The 19,125-nt window shown below is 53.4% G+C and carries 15 protein-coding genes; 6 read left to right on the forward strand and 9 right to left on the reverse strand.

Translation table 11 applies throughout. The features are described from left to right. Window positions 1-126 precede the first annotated feature (126 nt). From Kalk_RS16140 to dksA, 5 genes are all read right to left on the reverse strand, one after another. Entirely contained in the window at window positions 127-1,530 is a 1,404-nt protein-coding gene (locus Kalk_RS16140; RefSeq protein ID WP_101895235.1) for a sigma-54-dependent transcriptional regulator, read from the reverse strand. After that, window positions 1,508-4,495, reverse strand: a complete 2,988-nt coding sequence (locus Kalk_RS16145; RefSeq protein WP_101895236.1) for a sensor histidine kinase — start codon at window positions 4,493-4,495, stop codon at window positions 1,508-1,510. Before Kalk_RS16145 ends, Kalk_RS16140 begins: the two co-directional genes overlap by 23 nt. Next, entirely contained in the window at window positions 4,485-4,661 is a 177-nt protein-coding gene (locus Kalk_RS21375) for a hypothetical protein (protein WP_199767935.1), read from the reverse strand. The genes Kalk_RS16145 and Kalk_RS21375 overlap by 11 nt, the downstream gene beginning before the upstream one ends. A gap of 36 nt (window positions 4,662-4,697) precedes the next feature. Beyond that, a complete protein-coding gene (gluQRS, locus tag Kalk_RS16150) occupies window positions 4,698-5,603 on the reverse strand; it encodes a tRNA glutamyl-Q(34) synthetase GluQRS (RefSeq protein ID WP_101895237.1) in 906 nt (301 codons plus the stop codon). Between the two features lie 81 nt (window positions 5,604-5,684). Next, window positions 5,685-6,131: an RNA polymerase-binding protein DksA gene (dksA, locus tag Kalk_RS16155; protein ID WP_101895238.1), complete on the reverse strand. Its 447-nt coding sequence runs from the start codon at window positions 6,129-6,131 to the stop codon at window positions 5,685-5,687. A 334-nt stretch (window positions 6,132-6,465) separates the two neighbouring features. Between dksA and Kalk_RS16160 the strand changes: the two genes are divergently transcribed. The 5 genes from Kalk_RS16160 (at window position 6,466) to Kalk_RS16180 (ending at window position 11,483) form a co-directional block, all read left to right on the forward strand. Further along, the gene (locus Kalk_RS16160) at window positions 6,466-7,635 is read left to right on the forward strand and encodes a pyridoxal phosphate-dependent aminotransferase (RefSeq protein WP_101896357.1); all 1,170 of its coding nucleotides are present in this window, start codon (window positions 6,466-6,468) and stop codon (window positions 7,633-7,635) included. A gap of 17 nt (window positions 7,636-7,652) precedes the next feature. Continuing rightward, window positions 7,653-8,357 (forward strand): DNA/RNA nuclease SfsA, encoded by a 705-nt coding sequence (gene sfsA / locus Kalk_RS16165; RefSeq protein WP_101895239.1) that lies wholly within the window; start codon window positions 7,653-7,655, stop codon window positions 8,355-8,357. A gap of 47 nt (window positions 8,358-8,404) precedes the next feature. After that, the gene (locus Kalk_RS16170; RefSeq protein WP_101895240.1) at window positions 8,405-8,779 is read left to right on the forward strand and encodes an MAPEG family protein; all 375 of its coding nucleotides are present in this window, start codon (window positions 8,405-8,407) and stop codon (window positions 8,777-8,779) included. 255 nt (window positions 8,780-9,034) lie between these two features. Next, a complete protein-coding gene (locus tag Kalk_RS16175) occupies window positions 9,035-10,654 on the forward strand; it encodes a GMC oxidoreductase (protein WP_101895241.1) in 1,620 nt (539 codons plus the stop codon). A 37-nt stretch (window positions 10,655-10,691) separates the two neighbouring features. Beyond that, a complete protein-coding gene (locus Kalk_RS16180) occupies window positions 10,692-11,483 on the forward strand; it encodes a hypothetical protein (protein ID WP_101895242.1) in 792 nt (263 codons plus the stop codon). Here the strand turns inward: Kalk_RS16180 and Kalk_RS16185 are convergent. Next, the gene (locus Kalk_RS16185) at window positions 11,480-14,092 is read right to left on the reverse strand and encodes a methyl-accepting chemotaxis protein (protein ID WP_101895243.1); all 2,613 of its coding nucleotides are present in this window, start codon (window positions 14,090-14,092) and stop codon (window positions 11,480-11,482) included. The genes Kalk_RS16180 and Kalk_RS16185 overlap by 4 nt on opposite strands. A 199-nt stretch (window positions 14,093-14,291) precedes the next feature. Beyond that, on the reverse strand, window positions 14,292-15,194 hold the full coding sequence (locus Kalk_RS16190) for an alpha/beta fold hydrolase (RefSeq protein WP_158643535.1): 903 nt from the start codon (window positions 15,192-15,194) through the stop codon (window positions 14,292-14,294). 232 nt (window positions 15,195-15,426) lie between these two features. Between Kalk_RS16190 and Kalk_RS16195 the strand changes: the two genes are divergently transcribed. Next, on the forward strand, window positions 15,427-16,716 hold the full coding sequence (locus tag Kalk_RS16195) for a serine hydrolase domain-containing protein (RefSeq protein ID WP_101895245.1): 1,290 nt from the start codon (window positions 15,427-15,429) through the stop codon (window positions 16,714-16,716). A gap of 23 nt (window positions 16,717-16,739) precedes the next feature. Here the strand turns inward: Kalk_RS16195 and Kalk_RS16200 are convergent, their stop codons facing one another. Beyond that, window positions 16,740-17,705 (reverse strand): lipase secretion chaperone, encoded by a 966-nt coding sequence (locus tag Kalk_RS16200; RefSeq protein ID WP_101895246.1) that lies wholly within the window; start codon window positions 17,703-17,705, stop codon window positions 16,740-16,742. Between the two features lie 82 nt (window positions 17,706-17,787). Then, entirely contained in the window at window positions 17,788-19,059 is a 1,272-nt protein-coding gene (locus Kalk_RS16205) for a GGDEF domain-containing protein (RefSeq protein ID WP_101895247.1), read from the reverse strand. Between the last annotated feature and the right edge of the window lie 66 nt (window positions 19,060-19,125).

Raw genomic sequence — 19,125 nt, forward strand, 5'->3', positions numbered from 1 at the left:
AAGCTCGATGCCCTTAGGGGCAAGGCGTTATTTTCATCGAATGGGTGTTTTGTACGGTAACATTCCGTAACATAAGGTCAAAAAATAGACAGTTGTTACCGGTAGAAAAGTGACGGTATTCCGTCTTTAGCGTGCAGCAGGCTTTTTGCGGGGGATGCCAAGTCTTTGACGTCGCTCCCACAGGCACTTACGGCTGATTCCCAGCTTTTGTGCCAGCTCGGTTTCCGTCATTTGCTCCTGGTGTTCCATTACGAAGCGTTGGAAATAGTCTTCCAGCGAGAGGTCTTCTGCAGGATCTGGCACTTCTTCGTGCTTGGTGAGGCTTGTGCGGGGTGTGGGTAGTGTGATGTCGTCGTCCAGCTCGTACTCGGACTCGGGGTGCATGTCCAGCGCCATCAGGTCTGGGGCGATTATTTGGCCATCACACAGGATTACGGCGCGCTCGATCGCGTTTTCCAGCTCCCGAACGTTGCCCGGCCATCGATACAGGTTAATGGCGTCGAGGGCTTCCTTGGAAAAGCTCATCTCTTGCTTGGCCATGCGGCGGGCGGTGCGGATCAGGAGTTCGCGGGCGAGTTTTTCAATGTCATCACCCCGATCCCGCAAGGGGGGCAGCTTCAGCTCCACTACGTGCAGGCGATAATACAGATCCTCCCGAAAGCGCCCCTCTTTTGCCAGGCTTTTCAGGTTACGGTGGGTGGCGGCCACTAGCCGTACATCCACGGTTTTGGATTGCACGGAACCAACCCGGCGCACTTCTTTTTCCTGCAGCAGTCGCAACAGGCGGGCTTGAGCTTCCAGGGGCAGTTCACCTATTTCGTCCAGAAACAGGGTGCCGCCATCGGCAGCCTCTACCAGGCCTTTGCGATTGGCGTTGGCCCCTGTAAATGCGCCTTTCTCGTGACCAAACAGTTCTGATTCGATCAATGTCTCTGGGATGGCGGCGCAGTTTACCGAGATCAGGGGGCCGCCGTGACGATGGCTTTGGTCGTGAACCGCCCGTGCCACCAGTTCTTTACCGGTGCCGGACTCACCCAGTACCAGTACGGTGGAGTCTGTGGGGGCGACTTTCTGGATGTTTTTAAACAATGCCTGCATGGCTTCGCAGGCACCGATCATGCCGGTGAGGGGGAAATCTCTGCTGATTTGTGATTTCAGGGCCTGGTTTTCCCGTTCCAGCGCTTTCTCTTTGAGGATGCGCTCCACGGACATCAGCATTTCGTCGTGGTCGAAGGGTTTGGAGATGTAGTCCACAGCGCCCATTTTCATGGATTCAACAGCGGATTTGAGGCTGGCGTAACTGGTCATCACCAGTACGGGGACGCCTTCGGCTTGTGGAATGATGTCTGTACCCGGAGCACCCGGCAGGCGCAGGTCGGTAATGATCAGGTCGAAGTCTGTGAGCTTGAAGGTGTCTACAGCATCCTGCACTGCACCGGCTTCGCTTATCTGGTAGCCGTTGCGCTCCAAAAGACGACGCAATGCGTTGCGTATAACTGCTTCGTCTTCAACGATCAGGATGTGGCTCATGCTGTTCCTCATGGTCGACAGTGGTGTTGCCTTCGGATAACAGTGTATAGCGAGGCAGAGTAATGGTAACACGGGTTCCGCCATTTTCGGAATCCAGCGGGCTCTGTATCGTAATTTGGCCGTAGTGCTCTTCGATGATGCTGTATACCAAAGACATACCCAGGCCCGTTCCCTTGCCAGGGTCTTTGGTGGTTACGAAGGGTTCGTAAATTCGCTTGAGTACATCCGGTGGGATGCCGCTGCCGTTATCCTCCACCTCTATTACGATGGTGTGGTCTTTCTCATGGCTTAATATTTTAACTTCCCCGTCGATGTTCATGGCATCCCGCGCATTGCTGAGCAGGTTGATGAACACTTGCGTGAGGCGTTGCTGATCGCCTTTAACGCAGTGCGAGGCGTCGGCCAGGTTGGTAAACGCAACCTGCGTCACCTCTTTATTCAGGCTCAGCAGGTCAATGGCTTCTTGGACGCATTCGTGTACGTATACGGGCTCCATGGCGACTTCGGTGGTGCCGCTGTGGCTGAAGCTCACCAGAGATTGCACGATACGAGTAATGCGCTTGGTCTGATCCAGGATTTGGTCGGCGCTTTCCAGGATGGCGGGTGCTTCGCTGTCGTATCGCAGATTTTGTGCCAGGCAGGCGATGCCGGTAATGGGGTTGCCAATTTCATGCGCCACCCCGGCGGCCAGTTTGCCCACAGAGGCCAGGCGTTCGTTGTGAGCCACATGGTGTTCCAGCATTTTGATTTCGGTGGTGTCTTCTACCACAACCACTTGACCGCTGTGGGCTTGTTTGGATTTGCCCAAGCCAATGGCCGCTTTGTGCAGGCTGATCCAGCGTTGTACGCCATCCAGCTCCACTTCGATCTGCTGGTTGCGGGAGTCGACATCAATGAATTGGCTGAACACTTGGTTCCAGGGTTGGGGCAGATGGCTGATCTGAGAGCCGAGGATTTGGTCTGGAGAGATGCGGGTAATGGTTTCCAGTGCGCTGTTCCAGCCCAGCACCTCGCCATCGCTACCCAGCGAGCAAACCCCCACCGGTAGATCTTGCAGGGTTTGACGGTGAAAGCGTCGCAGGCTGTCCAGTTCACCTGCAAGGCCTGTGAGTTTGTCGTGGTACTCTTCCAGTCGGCTTTCGATGAAGTGGATGTCCTGGCCGCTGGTGTCGTTGGTGTGGATGACGTAGGGCACAGAGGTGTTCATGATCTCATGAGCCACCGATGGCCCCAGCAAACCGGACAGGTTGCTTTCCAGCTGATCCCGTAAGCGGCGCAGGGCGTAGGGGCGGGTTTCGTCCAGGCTCATGGCGAGATCGTTCAAGGCCAGTTCGACTTCGCGCCGGGCGGTGCTGGCCCCCAGCGGTTTGGCAAGGCGGCCAACAAATTCGCGGGCCGAGGAAATGGACAGCTCCCAGCGCTGGGGGCGGCGCAAGTTGTCTACGTTGCAGGTCTCTGCGGCCTGTTTTTCGGCAGGGGAGGATTCCGTCAGCATGGAGACGATGCCGAAAATGGTGGAGTTAATGAAGATGGCAAAGGTGGCCACCATATAGCTGTTGTTGGGGGTGGGGAACAGGTCGTTAATTAACAGCGGTGCAGAGATGTGAATTTGTATACCCAGCAGTACTGGCAGCAACAGCCCGAACAGCCACACGCTGATGCCCGCCGCCAGACCCGCCAGGAATCCATCTTTGTTCGCCTTGGGCCACAACAGCACGCCAAACAGCCCTGGCACAAATTGCATGGTTGCAACGAACGCCAGAAATCCCAGTTCAGAGAGGGTGTGCTTGTTTTGCATGACCACGTAAAACAGGTAACTCACCAGCACGATCGCGGTAATCAGTAAGCGCCGCATCCACAGTAGCCACGAGTACAGGTTGGTGCGGCGGTAGAATGGTGCCATAGGCAGCACCAGATGGTTGAGGAACATGGCCGACAGCGACAGGGTGCAGACAATGATTACGCCACTGGCGGCAGACAGGCCCGCCGCAAAACCCAGGATTGCCAGCCATTTGGATTCCATCGCCTGCGGTACCAGCAGAGTGAAATATTCGGGGTTGCTGAATATGTTGAGTTTGGCCGCAGCCCACACAATGATCAGCACCGGCAGGGCAATCAGGAACAGGTAGAGCGGCAACCCCCAGCTGGCGGTCAGGATGGCGCGCGGGTTGAGGTTCTCGGTGAATGCCATATGGAACATGTGGGGCATGGCCACCGATGCCACAAAGAACGCTGCCACCAGTGCTCGCCAAGGGCCTTCCTCAAGCGGCTGGTAAAGGGACACCAGTTGCTCCGGGTGATCCTCCAGCCAATTGTTCAGGCCGCTGGGGCCTCCAAAAACATCGAACAGAATGATACCGCCCACCAGCAGAAAGCCCACCAGTTTTACCAGTGACTCGAAGGCGATGGCCACTACCAGGCCTTCGTGTTTCTCACGAGTGCTGATATGGCGGGCACCAAACAGGATAGCGAACATGATAATCAACACCACAAAAGCGAATGCCAGCATTTCGGGTGAGGTGTCTTCGTTGAGGATGTGGATTGCGTCGGCCACGGCTTGAATCTGCAGCGCCAGCAGCGGCATGATGCCCACCAGCATAGTAATGGTGACCACCGCACCTACGACCGGGCTGCGATAGCGAAACGACAGCAGATCTGCCAGCGAGCCCAGCTGATAGGTTTGGGTTAACTTGAGAATGGGGGCGAGGATGATGGGGGCCAGCATAAAGGCCCCGGAAATGCCCAGATAATAGGCCAGAAAGTTGTAGCCGAAATCGTGGGCGAAGCCTACGGCACCGTAAATGGCCCAGGCACTGGCAAACACACCCAGTGACAGCACATAAGTGGCTGGGTGGCGAACGATGCGGGCAGGAATGTAGCCTTGTTCGGTGAGGTAGGCCACCAGAAAAAACAGCAGCAGATATCCGACACCGATACCAAACAGCTGGGCAACACTAAAATCCATCCAGATCCCGACTCCGAGCAATCCAGAACGTCACCGCAATCAGCAGCCCCCACACAATAAAGGGTCGCCACCAGGCTGTGCCGCTCTCGGCCCACCACTGCATCAGTGAGGGCGACAGCACATAAGCGCCTGCGATGAATATAAGAACCAGCCGATCAATGTACATGACAACAACCAGAGTATGACATCTACAGATGGTACGTTAGGACGCTGGGTGTTGCAAAGACTGTTCGCGAATGGTGCGTTGGTGGGGCACTGATTGCAGGCACCAGTGTTCGGTAGCCCACAGCAGAATCGTTGCTGCGCTGGCACCTTTAAGAGACTGTGGCGGATGCTGCCCCAGAGCATGCAGGCAATAGAGCAGATAGGGTGCAGGGTTGGTGTGGGGAATCGGTTCTGCGTACGTCTGCTTCGACAGCTTCTGACCGGCATGGTTGACGATAACGGGCAGGTGGCTGTAATGGGGGTGCGGTAGCCCCATCACCGTTTGCAGGTGCCAGTGGCTGAAGGTGGATTCCAGTAAATCGCTGCCACGCACAACGTGAGTTATGCCTTGCTCCGCATCGTCCAGCACTACGGCCAGGTGGTAGGCGTATAACCCTTCCTTGCGCTTGATGACGAAATCCCCCCCGTGCTGTTTCAGGTTGCACACCATGGAGCCTTGAAGTGTGTCGTGAAAACGGATGTTGCGGTCGATTACTTGCAGGCGGACTGCGTAGGGTGATGAGGGGGTGGTATGGCACTGACGGCAGGTGCCGGGATAGGTGGTTGAGCCCGAAGCGGCCAGAATCTGAGTGCGTGAGCAGGTGCAATAAAAAGCTTGGTGCGTGTCGATCAGTTGCCGTACGGCGTCTTCATAATGTTGTTGGCGCTGGCTTTGGTAATACACTTCACCATCCCAGTGCAGGCCGTAGTGTTGCAGGGTGTCGAGGATGCTGTCGGCAGCGCCGGACATTTCCCGAGGTGGGTCGATATCCTCCATTCGCACCAGCCAGGTGCCTTGGTTGGCTTTGGCATCAGCATAACTGGCAACCGCAGTCAAAAGCGACCCGATGTGCAGCGGGCCCGTAGGGGAGGGGGCAAATCGCCCGATGTAGTCAGCGGTCATGATAGGCGGTTAGCAAACTGGGCAAAACAAAAAAGGCACGGTGTTAAGACCGTGCCTGTCTTGGTTAAGCAATGGGTGCGATCAGGTGCCCCATTGCTTTTCTTTGATCTCTTGCAGCGTCTTGCAGTCGATGCACAGAGTTGCAGTGGGGCGAGCTTCCAGGCGGCGAATACCAATTTCTATGCCGCAGGCCTCGCACCAACCATATTCTTCTTTCTCGATAGCGCCTAGGGCCTGGTTGATTTTGCGAATCAGTTTGCGTTCACGATCGCGAGTGCGCAGTTCCAGGCTGAATTCTTCTTCCTGGGTGGCGCGGTCGGCTGCGTCCGGCAGGTTGACGGACTCATCTTTCATGTGGTGCACAGTGCGATCCACTTCTTCCATAAGCTCCTGACGCCAGTTAAGCAGGATCTTCTTGAAGTGCTCAAGCTGACCCTTGCTCATGTAGTCTTCGTTTTTGGCGGGCTCATAAGGTTCAAAGTGAGAGCGTGAAAGCTCTACGACGTTTTTCTTTTTTCTTGTTGCCATAAGCGTAATCCTCGCAACTGCTCAATCTTTAATCTATATCAGCAAATCCCAAGATTGGCAAATCCTTGATATTGCTTGACCTTGCGGTATTCCACATTAGGCTTCTCATCCAGTGGGTGCCTGGGCCAATCCGTTACAGTACTCTCATCTTCTATTAATACTGACTATTATCAGCATGGCGAGCCTGATATAACAGCTTGTTATATCGAGCATAGTCGCCCTGGGTTTGAAAGCAAGCGCCCGATCATAACCCCAATTGGCAGGGTATGGAATACTAATGGGGTGTGATCTTTTACCAGTTTTATGAAAAAACGATGACAAGAGGATGGCAGCTTTGCGAAAACTTGCAGACAGGGTGGGGCAGATCACCTCATTCCACGTGATGGCGCTGATGGAGCAGGCCCAACAATTGGAGCAGCAGGGCAAGGATATTATTCATCTGGAGGTGGGTGAGCCCGATTTTCCTACACCGCAGAATGTGGTGGCAGCAGGGGTGCGCGCCATGGAATCCGGCAAGACCCGCTACACCACCGCGTTGGGGTTGCCCGCGCTGCGTGAGGCTATAGCAAGGTTCTACCAAACTCGTTTTGGGGTGGAGGTGCCAGCCAGTCGCATTTTGATCACACCAGGCGCGTCAGGGGGGCTCGGCCTGTTCAGCGGGTTGCTGTTTAACGCGGGGGACGGGGTGTTGCTGACCGATCCGGGCTACCCTTGCAATGACAACTTCCTTCATCTTGTGGGTGCGCAACCCCAGCGTATCGCGGTGGGTGAGGATTCCGGTTATCAGCTTTCCGCCAGCCTGGTTAAAAAACATTGGCAACCGTCTACGCGAGCTGCGTGGGTGGCATCCCCTTCCAATCCTACGGGTACGTTGATACCCATGACTGAAATGGCCGCCATCAAGCAGGAGGTCGATGCTCGCGATGGGGCATTAATGGTGGATGAAATCTATCACTGCCTTTCTTATGAGCAGGCACCTGCAACGGCGTTGGCACTGCCAGATGAGCAGGACAGCCTGTTTGTGATTAATAGTTTTTCTAAATACTTCAATATGACCGGGTGGCGGTTGGGCTGGCTGGTGGCACCGCAACAGCACGTGGCAGCACTGGAGAAGCTGGCCCAGAACTTTTACCTGGCAGCCCCCACCGTGGCCCAGCATGCGGCGCTGGAGGCGTTCAGTGACGAATCCATGGCGCTGTACGAAGAGCGCAGGGGCATCATGGCGCAACGCAGGGATTATCTGTTGGAGCATTTGCCCACGTTGGGTATTCGTATTCCCTGTGTGCCTCAGGGAGCGTTCTATCTGTATTGCGATGTATCGGCTATTACCGATAACAGTTTTGATTTTTGCCAACAACTTATTACCGGGTGTGGTGTGGCGGTCACCCCGGGTATAGATTTTGGCACCCATAAAGCCGAACAGCATATTCGAATCGCCTACAGTGCCAGCTTGGATAGATTGCAGGAAGCAGTGCATCGGATCGCGCAGTTTGTGGGTCAATAATACATCGAGAACAGACTATGAAATTTGATGCACCTTTAATCCAGGGCGTGCTGATCAAGCGCTACAAGCGCTTTCTGGCAGACATTACCCTGGCAGACGGCAGCGAACTGACTGTGCACTGCCCCAATACTGGCTCAATGAAAAATTGCGCTGAGCCGGGGAGCGCTGTTTGGCTTAGCGATAGTGGAAACCCGAAACGAAAATATCGCCACACCTGGGAAATGGTCTCGGTGGGTGATGGCGCCGTTGCAGGCATCAATACTGGCAGAGCCAATGGGCTGGTTAAGGAAGCGATCTTATCTGGGCGCATTGCAGAGCTGGCTGGTTATGACAATCTTCGCAGCGAAGTGAAATACGGAGACGAAAACAGTCGTATTGATCTGTTGCTGGAGAGAGCAGGCGAGCAATGTTACGTGGAAGTGAAGAGCCTGACTTTGGGAGAGGGTGAGGTGGGTTACTTCCCTGATGCTGTAACCGAGCGTGGCCGCAAACATCTGCGCGAGCTGGAAGCGATGGTTGGGCAGGGCCATCGTGCGGTGTTGTTTTTTTGCGTGCAGCACAGCGGGGTGAAAATGGCCAAGCCTGCTGATCATATCGATCCGAAATACGGACAGGCATTACGACAGGCCCACGCTGCCGGGGTTGAGGTAATGGCGTGGCAGTGTGACTTGAGTGAGGCAGAAATCACCATTGCCAGAGCGCTGCCCGTGGATTTATCTTAGTGGCTTCTTAAAACGACTGACTGACTAATAAGAGTAATGAGGAAAACATGACGATCGCATATTGGTGTGTACTGGTGGCTATATGTTTGCCGTATCCTTTTTCCTGGATAGCCAAGGGCAGTAAACGGGGATTTGATAACAACAAGCCGCGGAGCTGGCTGGCAGAACTCGAAGGCCGAGGGGCGCGAGCCAATTGGGCGCAACTCAACACCTTTGAAGCGTTACCGGGTTTCATCGCGGCGGTTATTATTGCGCATCTGGCGGGTGGCCCGCAGTTTTGGATTGATCTATTAGCGGTAAACTTTGTCGCTTTGCGCATTGCTTACGGTTATTTCTATATAGCAGACAAAGCAACCGTACGCTCCATTTGCTGGGTGTTGGCACTGGCCTGTGTTGTGGCAATGTTTGTAGTAAGCGCATAGCTTTTTAACTCAATAAAACTATTCTCCAATTAATGAGAGGCAGAATAACCTGTCTCTCATTACTTACAAAATTGCACTGGCTTTGGTTTTATTGGGCCAGTGCGCTTCGATAATACCCACTTATAAACAATTGATTTTCTTTTTGCTCGAGTAGTATTGGGATTAATGCAGGTGTCTTACGCCTGTCCATCGCTGTTTGAGTGCTCGGTTGTGCATGCAGCGAACACACACCGCTACTAACGGACAATAACAATAATGAAACGTCGTGATTTTTTTAAAGCCGGTGCGGCTGTTGGCGCGGCCGGTGCTATGGCTTCCGCTCCCCAACTCGCTTCAGCGGCAATGACTCCTGAAGAAAAATACCGTTTACAGGTTCCAGAACTGTTTGCTCCTGTATCCAGGCCACCTGCCTATACGCCAGCCATTGTGATCGGCTCCGGTTTTGGTGGCGCTATTTCCGCGCTGCGGCTATCCCAGGCGGGCATACAGACGACCGTACTGGAACGTGGATGCCGTTGGCCAATCGATCCCTGGCGCAAAATCCATCCTAATGATTTCTATCCTGATGGCCGAGCCTATTGGCATCGCACCAGTGCACGTCAACTGACGGGTTTGAATGTTTCTTTCGATGACTTTGGTGGCATTCTGGATGTTACCGAGTATGAAAATATAGATGTATGGCGCGGCGCCTGTGTGGGTGGTGGTTCTAAAGTATTTACCGGCGTGATGATTGAGCCAGCGCAGGAATATTTTGACGCAATATTCGGTGATGTTGTGAATTACGATGAAATGCATCGCGTATATTACCCGCGCGTACGGGAGATGTTGCGACTCAGCTCATTGCCAACGGATCTTTATTACAAACCCTCCTTTGGCCATTCGCGGGTTTGGGATAAGCAGGTTCGGTTGGCGGGCTATGATCCGCAGCCCATTGATGGCATCTGGAACTGGGATGTTGTGCGCAAGGAGTTCCATTATCGCAGCAGGCCTTCGGCATCAATTGGGGAAAGCAATCATGGCAACAGCAATGGTGCCAAATTCGATTTAACCCAGAACTACCTAAAGTATGCGGAAGAAACCGGTTACACCACGATCTACCCTGGTATGCAGGTTAAGAGCCTGGGGCAAGATACCTCTGGCCGCTATCTGGTACAGATTCAGCAGATCGACCCTATGGGCGAAATCATTGACGAGTACACCATCAGTTGTGATTACTTGTTTATGGCGGCGGGCTCCATCGGCACCACTGAGTTGCTGCTGAAGGCCAGAGAGTTGGGTGAATTGCCGGATCTTAATGAATACATTGGTGAAGGTTGGGGTACCAATGGCGATACGGCGGTGGTGCGTACGGTCAGTGAGTTCCAGGGCCTTTACCAGGCCTCACCCTCTGCCAGCATTATTCATGATGCTAATTTTGGTACGCCGATCACCATGGAAAACTGGTACGCCTTGCATGTGCCGGTCAACCTCACTGCCATTGGTTCTTTGGGTATGGGCTTCGATATGACCAATCGCTGTCGATTCCAGTACGACGCTGCAACCGATTCAACAACCTTGCTGTGGCCAAGAGATGGGAACGCTGATGTGGTTGCTGCTACCCGTGAGATGAACAACCGTATCTGTGATGCCAGTCTGACCCTGCCTGGGCTGTTGGGTATCGTGCCAGACGTCAATGATTCCTTTACCGCACATCCATTAGGTGGTGCGATTCTTGGGCAAGCAGCTGACGCTCATGGCCGTCTGCACGGGTATAACCGCCTGTACGTGATGGATGGCGCTATGATCAATGGCAGTACCGGAGCGGTGAATCCCTCCCTGACCATTTCCGCATTGGCAGAGCGCAACATCGAAAACATCCTCAACAATGATTTTTGATGCATCACAACAACAATAACAAGCAAGGTTTAACGATATGTCTATGCAATTTATTTTAAAAGCCGCGTTACCTGCCGTGATGGTGTCATCTTTGTTGGTGTTGCCTGGCTGTGGAGGCGAGCAGCAGCCTCAGGATGATGTGGTGCGCAAAACTTCGGGCAGCCCCAATAAGCAGGGGTTGTGGCGAATGATTGAAGAGTTTGACGGTGAGACGTTCTATTCTACAGTGTTGGTGCGGGGCACGGGCAACTCTGTGACCATGAATGATTGCAGCCGTGCGTTCGAAGTGGATTCCATGACGCTAAGCGGTAACCAATACAGTGGATACAATCATGACTTGGCACCATTGCAGGTTCTCAATAACGACACCATGCGATGGGCCTATACCAATCAGTCGCGCCAGTTTGAAAAAATGGACACCAACCCCCAGTTCAATATGGGGGAGTTCCGAGTCAGTTCGCCGTTGTTGCCCGATGTTGTTGCTTCCAATTTAGTGTGCGTACAGTTCTCGGAAACCGATCAAGGTGAAGTGCTGGTGTTGACAACGCAGGTGTTAGGGCATCCGCTATTGGTGACGATTACGGCTGATGGTGGTTTGAGCGAGGGTAGTTACGGCGTTGAACCTTATGGCAATCAGGATGCAATGGTGATTTTTTCAGGTTCCCATTGGGCCAATACGACCCTTACCGGTTACGATGAAATATCCGATGGTACCTTAACCATCACTTCTCGTGGCAATGTTTGGATTGAAGGGGAAGTGCAGGGCGTGCTCCGTAACGGAACCACGCCCATCAGTGTGACCTTTAATGTGGAAACGCCACGTAACTAATTATTGATCTGGAAGAATGCAATTTGGTCTCCCAGCCTGCGAGCCTGCTCTGCCATGGCTTCGCTGGCTGCGGAGGCCTCTTCAACCAGTGCTGCGTTCTGCTGCGTCATCTCATCCATTTGGCTGACCGCGACATTAACTTGCTCGATGCCTGAGGTCTGCTCTTTGGCAGACAAAGCAAGCTCGGACACCAGTTTGCCAACATCATTGATGGAGCCGATGATTTCATTCAGCATACGACCTGATTCCTGAACCTGTGTGGTGCCGTTTTCAACTTGGGTCACACTTAGATTGATCAGCTCTTTGATTTCCCTCGCCGCATTGGCGGAACGTTGTGCCAAATTGCGGACCTCACCGGCCACCACTGCAAACCCGCGGCCTTGCTCTCCGGCGCGGGCGGCTTCTACTGCAGCATTTAGGGCCAGCAGATTGGTTTGGAATGCGATCTCATCAATGACGCCGATAATGTCGGCAATTTTCTTACTGCTTTCGTTTACGGCATTAATGGCTTCTACCGCCCGTTGTGCCACGGTACCGCTGCGCTCTGCGTTCTTGCGGGTGCTATTGGTGAGTTCCTCTACGCGCATGGTGTTGTCTGCGCTCTGCTTAACGACACTGGTCATTTCCTCCATGCTGGAAGCGGTCTCTTCCAGTGAGGAGGCCTGCTCCTCTGTGCGCTGACTTAGATCGGCGTTTCCGTGAGCAATTTCGTTGGCGCCCTGTAATACGGAGGTGGTGGCAATATTGATCTCGCTGACAATAGACACCAGGCGTTGAATGGTGTTGTTGACGTTGTCTTTCAAGCGACCAAATTCACCTTGATAGTCTTTTTCCACGGTGTGGCGTAGATCCCCGTCGGCCATTTTTTCCATGATGCTGACCATCTCGCCCACTACATCCTCGCAGATATCCAGTACCTGATTGATGCCCTGGCTCATGGCAAGGAAGAAACCGCTGCGACCTTCAGTGGTGGCGCGATGGGACAGGTTGCCTATGGCGGCCGAACGGATCATGTGGTCCAGTTCTTTTTCGATGGCGACTTCTTCGGTGCGATCAGACCATTCCACTACCGTGCCAATGGAGTTGCCTTCATCATCAAACACCGGGCTGGCAAATACAGTCAGGGTACGGCCGCCTAACAAAAAGGTTGAGCTGACCGGTTCTTTCAGATTGCCCAGAAGTCTGCGTTGATGGCTTGGGTCTTTGTGATAGATGTCGATATTGGCACCCATCAGATTCGCGACACTAAAGCGTGGCAGCTCTTTCTTGATGTCATCTTCTGCATGGCTCATCATTTCGAGCACGGCTTTATTGGTGTATACAATGTTCAGGTCGGTATCGGCCACCATAACGTTGGCAGAAACGGAATCCAGTGCCTGCTTGATGCGGGCATTGTCGTTCGCGATACGTCGTTCTTCATCGATTCTAAGCTGTTCTATGCGTTGCAGCTCGTTGTGCTTGCGCAGCTCTTCGGTGCGATCCAACCATTCGATAACGGTACCCAGGCGATGTTTCTGTTCATCAAACACTGGCGTTGCGGTGATGACAATGGTGCGACCTGCAACCAGTACTTCCTGGCTGTGGGTGGTTTTGGCGGCATCCAGAATTTTTCGCTGATGAGATGGATCTTTATGGAATATATCCATATTGCAGCCCATCAGTTTGTCGGCTTCGAAATGCGTCAGGACGGTTTTAAGATCGGGCTCGGCGGTTTTCATCATCTTATTCAGAGATTCATTCATGTAGATGATGTTGTAGTCTTTGTCCGCCAGCATCACGTTGGTATTACACACGTCCAGTGCATTTTTGACCCGCAAGGCCTCGTTGGCAATGAGGCGCGTGTTCTCAAGCTCAAAGTTCAGTTTTATTTTCATGCACTGCATACCTTGCAGAACACGCCCTGGCTCATCGTTTATGTGAATAGGCAGGTTACTATCGAAGTTGCCGCTGCTGAATTGCATGAGCGAGCCAGTGGCGGTTTCCATTGGCTCGATCACACACCGTTGCATGAATTGCTGCAGTGCGACTACGCCTAATACCAGGGTGACCAGATAGGCCCAAGGCAGGGCTTGGCCACTGACGATGAAATCACCACACATGACTGCGGCAAAGGCCGCGATGATCCAGTTCAATTTGGCTTTTAGCGATTGTTGTTGAAAGTAGTTGGTGATTTTTTCCAGGGCGCTGGGTTGTACGTTTTCGCCGGCGTTGAGGCGGGCATAGAGGGTCTCAGCCTCCTGTACCTGTTGCGCACTTGGTGCGTGGCGCACCGACATATATTCGGTTATTTTGCCATCGGACCAAATTGGGGTGACGTTGGCTTCCACCCAGTAATGATCGCCGTTCTTGCAGCGGTTTTTGACCATGCCGCGCCAGGGCTTGCCTGCCTGTACGGTTTCCCATAGATCCTTGAACGCTGCCTGCGGCATATCCGGGTGTCGAATCAGGTTGTGTGCTTGCCCTATCAGCTCGGTTTCGGTGAAGCCACTGATTTCGATAAAGTCCCGATTGATGTAGGTGATCACACCTTTGGGGTTGGTTTTGGATACGATGGTTTGGCCTGGGGCCAGCTTAACCTCTTTTTGAGTCACCGGCATATTGACGCGCATGATCAGTCCTTTTGTGTTTGTCCTGGTGAAGCCTGAAATTCAAGGGCACTTAATTCAGTGTAGAAAAGGATTGGGTGGAAGAAAGTACAAAAGGGTAGGCGGCGCTAAAAAGCGCCTGATTTCGCCAAGTTTTGACGAGCATCAGGGCTTGGGCTGTATTTATAGCAACGAATGATTCTAAGAATGTGGGTTTTAATCGCTATTCCCTTAGGAAACGGCCGAACTCACGTTGGAACTGGATAGGTTGGTCCACCATCGGTGCGTGGCCTGCACGATCGAAGATGACAACCTTGGCGTGAGGGATGTGGTGGGCGATTTCGTGTTGGGCTTCCAGGCTGAAGTAGCGGGACTGGCGGCCCATCATTAAAGTGGTGGGCACCTGTATATTGGCCAGAGCATCTCTGGTGTCGCGTCCGTTCATGAATGCCTGCATGACATTCAGATAGGTCTGCCATTTTTCTACCGGCATCATGTAGCGGGTCAGCAGAGGCTCTGCATAGCGGGCGGCCAGATCAATTATGCGTTGGGACAGGCCTCGATACATGGCTATGCGATAGATCTGTGCAACGGTGTCTCGAAATTGGATGCGAGTTTCTTTGGGTAGCTGCCAGTAGCCAGTTTGATCTCCGGCATTTTTTGCAATCGCCAACAGCTCCGAAAAAGTACGAAACAGGTCTTCCTGCTGTGCTCCGAATATGCCGTTTATTTTGCCGGGGCAGTGGGTGCTGTTTGCTCCGTGTTCGATATTCAGGTATTTGCCGATGCGCTCGAAACCGTGAATTTGGTTGTAGGTGAGGCAGGTATAGGCTCCGGTGGAGACGCCCCCCAGAATCACGTCGTCTAATTGGAAATGATTGAGCAGATCCTGTACGTCATTGGCATAGGTTTCGAATACATCCAGCCCCTCCAGGTTCGCATGGTGGGAGCGCCCGAACCCCCGCAGGTCTGGCAGAAAGAATTCAAATTGACGGCTATAGGGCAATACATTGTGTAGCCAGTGAGCGCCTCGGGAGCCAAATCCGTGCAGCAGTAAGACGGGTTTGCCTCGGCCAACCCGGATCACATTCATTGTTTCACCGTCGCGTAGTGGTACTTGAGCCACGAAGTTCCCCTAGTTTGTTTTCATTATTTTTCGTTTGTGGTGAAAATCTACTCCTTAGAAGATCGTTTTAGAATAATTAAAACGTACAATTTGTGTAAGCGATTAGGATGTAGGCTGCTACGCATGTCTAATTAGGACGATTGTACCGAATTTGGATTATCAGCTTGTTTAGCCCGCTTAATGTAATTAAAGTGAGGGCGTTCTTATCCGGGGTAATGACAACGGGGATGTCATGATGGGGAAATCAGGGATTGCCTTGCTGCTGGTCTGGGGGCTGGCCGGCTGTGATAACACAAAGGATCTGCCGCTTCTGGGGCGTTATGTGGCAAAGAATGTATGCGCATCTGTGTGGCTGGAAGGCTACGATGACGCTGCCGCGATTCAGTACGTCACCAATATTGCAACCTTGATCCAGCCCAGCTGGAATGTGCGGCTGGATGAGCGCGGCCGGGTTGCGGTGAACAATTTCTGGTTCCCCTGGCTTGCTCCCAAATACGCTGCTCCTACCTCGAGTCAGCCCTTGTCTGATTGCCGTAACGACTATGGCACGGTTCTTCCCTCTGCTGAGTTAGCGGCTCCCCTTGAACCCGGTTCTTCTCTGGTGACAGATCTCACCCCAGGTTCTGCCCTGCAGGGCTATCTGGATGCCATGATTACGGTTGGTGCTCCTGAGCACACTACTGCCTTGTTGGTGCTGAAGGGCAACCGGGTGATTGCAGAAGCCTATCGTGATGGTCTGGGGCCGGATGCCCCTTTGAAGGGCTTTTCTATGTCGAAGAGCTTTGCCAATCTGCTGGTGGGGCGTTTGGTGGATAGCGGGGCTGTTGCGGTGAGCGATGCCATGCTGCTGCCGGGGTGGGAGCTGGATCAACGTGCAGCCATCAGCTGGGATCACAGCCTGCGTATGAGTTCAGGGCTGCAATGGCATGAGGCGGCGCTGGGGGAGAATAATGATCAGGGCCAGATGTTTTACAACAGCGTGGATCCCAGTGGCTATGCTGCGACCAAGCCTTACAGTGTCGAGCCCAATACCCGTTTTAATTATTCCAGTGGCGATTTTATGAACCTGGCCACAGCGCTGGTTCAGCATGAGGGCTGGTTTGATCCTGGCTGGGATCTTGGTGGTGCGTTCGCCCTGGAGTATTCACCGGATGGACAATATCCGTTGCTGGGGGAGGGTGTGTATCTCACCACCCGCGGTTGGGCCGAGATGGCGACCCTGTACATGAACGCTGGTCGCCTGGGGGATGCGCAGATTCTGTCCCCGGAATGGGTGGCATACACGCTTGCGTCCAGCGCTACCAATTCTGACTATGGTGCGGGCATTTGGCTTAATCGGAGCCAGAACCTGTTTCCTGATTTACCCGCCGACACCTTTGCCTTTGCCGGTTCTTATGACCGTTTTGTGGTGGCTCTGCCCGCCCATGATGTGGTGGTGGTGCGTGTAGGTTTCAGCGCCCAGCCCGGTGATTTTGACATGCAGCGCTTTGTCTTGAACCTGTTGGAGCTGGTGCCGAATTAGTCTCGACCTGGTTTTAAACCCGTTCAGTACATTTCGGCACGATCCAGTGTTTTCACCCTCAGTACCTCACTGCCGGAGAAGTACTGCTGCCGCAGTTGATTCAGCTGCGGATCATCCTCTGATGTCACACCACCTTGCTGCATTAAGGTTTGCCTGGCTCGGCTGTACTGCTGATATTGATTCATGAAGGCCGGACTGGGTTCGCCGAAGACGAAATCCGGCTGCACCAAAGCCCGCGCTGCCATCTGCTCGGCCACGCTTTTCAGGGTTGCCGGATCGGGGCGTGATGTGGCCAGCGCCGTGAATAGATCCTCGCTGTGCTGCAGTATTTTCTGCGCCTGGGGCTGCACGGTAACGGGTAGGCTATAGATTTGCTCCTGCAGGGATTGCTTGAGCTGGACCGGATCCTGGGTGTTTACCATTTGTTGAACGAATTGGCTGGTGAAGGTTTCCATCTCTTGCCAGTCGCTGAACAGGTTGGCGCTGTCCGGCCCCAGATAGTCATCACGAATCTGCTGCACTCGCTGCAGAGCATCGTTGAGGCTGGCGACACCCTCCATGGGCAGTAACTGTAGGGCGAGGTTGAATTCGATATAGCGATTCAGCAAAGTTTGCAGCTGCTGATGAGCGCGGGGGCCGAGCTGATTGGCGTATTGATCCAGGATCGACTGTTTCCATTCATCGGCCGCTATTGCGCCCTGTTGACGGGCGATGGCATCGAACAGCTCGCGAACTTCCGGGCCGGTAATCAGGTTACCTTTGCTATCAATATCCAGTGTCTGATCAAGGCCCTGGAGGTGCACGCTGCGGGCAGTTTTAGGGCGGTTTGGATTGATGCTGGCGGGTGGGGCTGTATCCAGGTCATCGGCGTGGGCGCTGGTGGTAGCGGTATGCACCGGGGGTGAGGCTTGCTCAGGGGAGGTGTTCCAGAACATTAGCGCCAGAATCAACAGCGTAATGCAAGCTGCTATGGACAGAGACCACTTCATGGTGTTCCTCGAATTTGTTTTTATTGTGGATGCCAAGCTTACTATGGGGACGGGCGGTGACCAAGCCCTGTGGGTGTGGTTGCTAAACCAGGTTGATCAGGGTTTGTTGCTCCGGTTCGCAATGGGATATCTGAGTGTTGGACCAGCCGTTGCGGCCGTTCTCTTTGGACTTGTAGAGCATTTGATCGGCCGCACTCACCAGCTTTTCTGGATCGAGGCTTTTCACCGGAAACACCGTGGCCGCGCCCAAGCTGGCGGTCACGACTTTTTTCACGTGGGAGCCTTCGTGGGGAATGTTTAATTCCAGTATTCGTTGTTGAATCCGTATCAGGGTGTTTTTGATCTGGGTGGCATCGATGTTGGGGTACAGCAGAATAAACTCTTCTCCGCCGTAGCGACCCACCAGTTCAGCAGGGCGGCTGGCTTCTTTCTTAAGGGCTCGTGATATCTGGGTCAGACAGTGATCCCCGGCCATGTGTCCATAGTGGTCGTTGTATTGTTTGAAGTAATCAATATCCAACAGAATCACCGACAGGGGTTTTTTCTCCCGCAGGCAACGGTGCCATTCCATTTTCAGGCGTTCATCAAAGTAACGTCGGTTGGCCAGTCCGGTGAGCGAGTCCTCCCGTGACAGTTTCTCCAAATACTGATTCAGCAGATCTTTCTCGGCTTTGTCGATGTCCAGCAGCAGCCCCTGCAGGAACATAGCGCGCTCCCGGTGCTCAATGATGTAGGCGATGCCCATGCCGATGACGTTGGCGAAGATAAAGAAGGTCTGAAATTCGAATTGGGTGAAGTGAAGATCAAAAGTTCGGCTGATCAGCAGTGTGGCCAGCCCTGCCAGATGACACCAGATGACGGTGTTGAAGAATCGCATCTTGGACATAGCATAAATAATGATCACTACATAAATGTTGATGGCGTGCAGCCCGGCCAGGCCGATGGGGTCGGTAATGGTGGTGGCACTCACCATAATGGCCGTCAGGATCACCATTGAGGTGACGCCGGTATACCAGTGGAAGGCTTTGTCCATATTGGGCAGGCGTGCGCAGACATTGATGAACAGCAGCCCGAAGCCAGTAATCACGTAGGCCCAGGTGAACATCCCCTTGTCTTGACCGGCGAACTGTACGAATACCACGATGCCCATGATCACATACAGCCCAACCAGATATACGGCATTGGACAGCATGTTTTTCAGTGCGAGTTTGCGATAGGAGTGGGCGAAAAACTGTTCCAGAAAGTCAGGGAAACGCAGCAGTCGGAAACCCGAGGCCAGCACGTCCTCGATCTCATGCTTTAAGGCTGGATCGGTAATGAGCAGATTATCTGTGCGGATAATAAGATTGGACATGGATACGGGGTTATTGTTGTTCTCTGAGCTGGGTGGCTTTCTTATTAGGTTTAGCAGATAACTGCG

The organism is Ketobacter alkanivorans, assembly GCF_002863865.1.
Taxonomy (GTDB): domain Bacteria; phylum Pseudomonadota; class Gammaproteobacteria; order Pseudomonadales; family Ketobacteraceae; genus Ketobacter; species Ketobacter alkanivorans.

Coding starts and splice junctions, on each gene's coding strand:
- Kalk_RS16140 (WP_101895235.1), bottom strand. CDS start 1,530: ATGAGCCACATCCTGATCGTTGAAGACGAAGCAGTTATACGCAACGCA.
- Kalk_RS16145 (WP_101895236.1), bottom strand. CDS start 4,495: ATGGATTTTAGTGTTGCCCAGCTGTTTGGTATCGGTGTCGGATATCTG.
- Kalk_RS21375 (WP_199767935.1), bottom strand. CDS start 4,661: ATGTACATTGATCGGCTGGTTCTTATATTCATCGCAGGCGCTTATGTG.
- gluQRS (WP_101895237.1), bottom strand. CDS start 5,603: ATGACCGCTGACTACATCGGGCGATTTGCCCCCTCCCCTACGGGCCCG.
- dksA (WP_101895238.1), bottom strand. CDS start 6,131: ATGGCAACAAGAAAAAAGAAAAACGTCGTAGAGCTTTCACGCTCTCAC.
- sfsA (WP_101895239.1), top strand. CDS start 7,653: ATGAAATTTGATGCACCTTTAATCCAGGGCGTGCTGATCAAGCGCTAC.
- Kalk_RS16170 (WP_101895240.1), top strand. CDS start 8,405: ATGACGATCGCATATTGGTGTGTACTGGTGGCTATATGTTTGCCGTAT.
- Kalk_RS16175 (WP_101895241.1), top strand. CDS start 9,035: ATGAAACGTCGTGATTTTTTTAAAGCCGGTGCGGCTGTTGGCGCGGCC.
- Kalk_RS16180 (WP_101895242.1), top strand. CDS start 10,692: ATGTCTATGCAATTTATTTTAAAAGCCGCGTTACCTGCCGTGATGGTG.
- Kalk_RS16185 (WP_101895243.1), bottom strand. CDS start 14,092: ATGCGCGTCAATATGCCGGTGACTCAAAAAGAGGTTAAGCTGGCCCCA.
- Kalk_RS16195 (WP_101895245.1), top strand. CDS start 15,427: ATGATGGGGAAATCAGGGATTGCCTTGCTGCTGGTCTGGGGGCTGGCC.
- Kalk_RS16200 (WP_101895246.1), bottom strand. CDS start 17,705: ATGAAGTGGTCTCTGTCCATAGCAGCTTGCATTACGCTGTTGATTCTG.
- Kalk_RS16205 (WP_101895247.1), bottom strand. CDS start 19,059: ATGTCCAATCTTATTATCCGCACAGATAATCTGCTCATTACCGATCCA.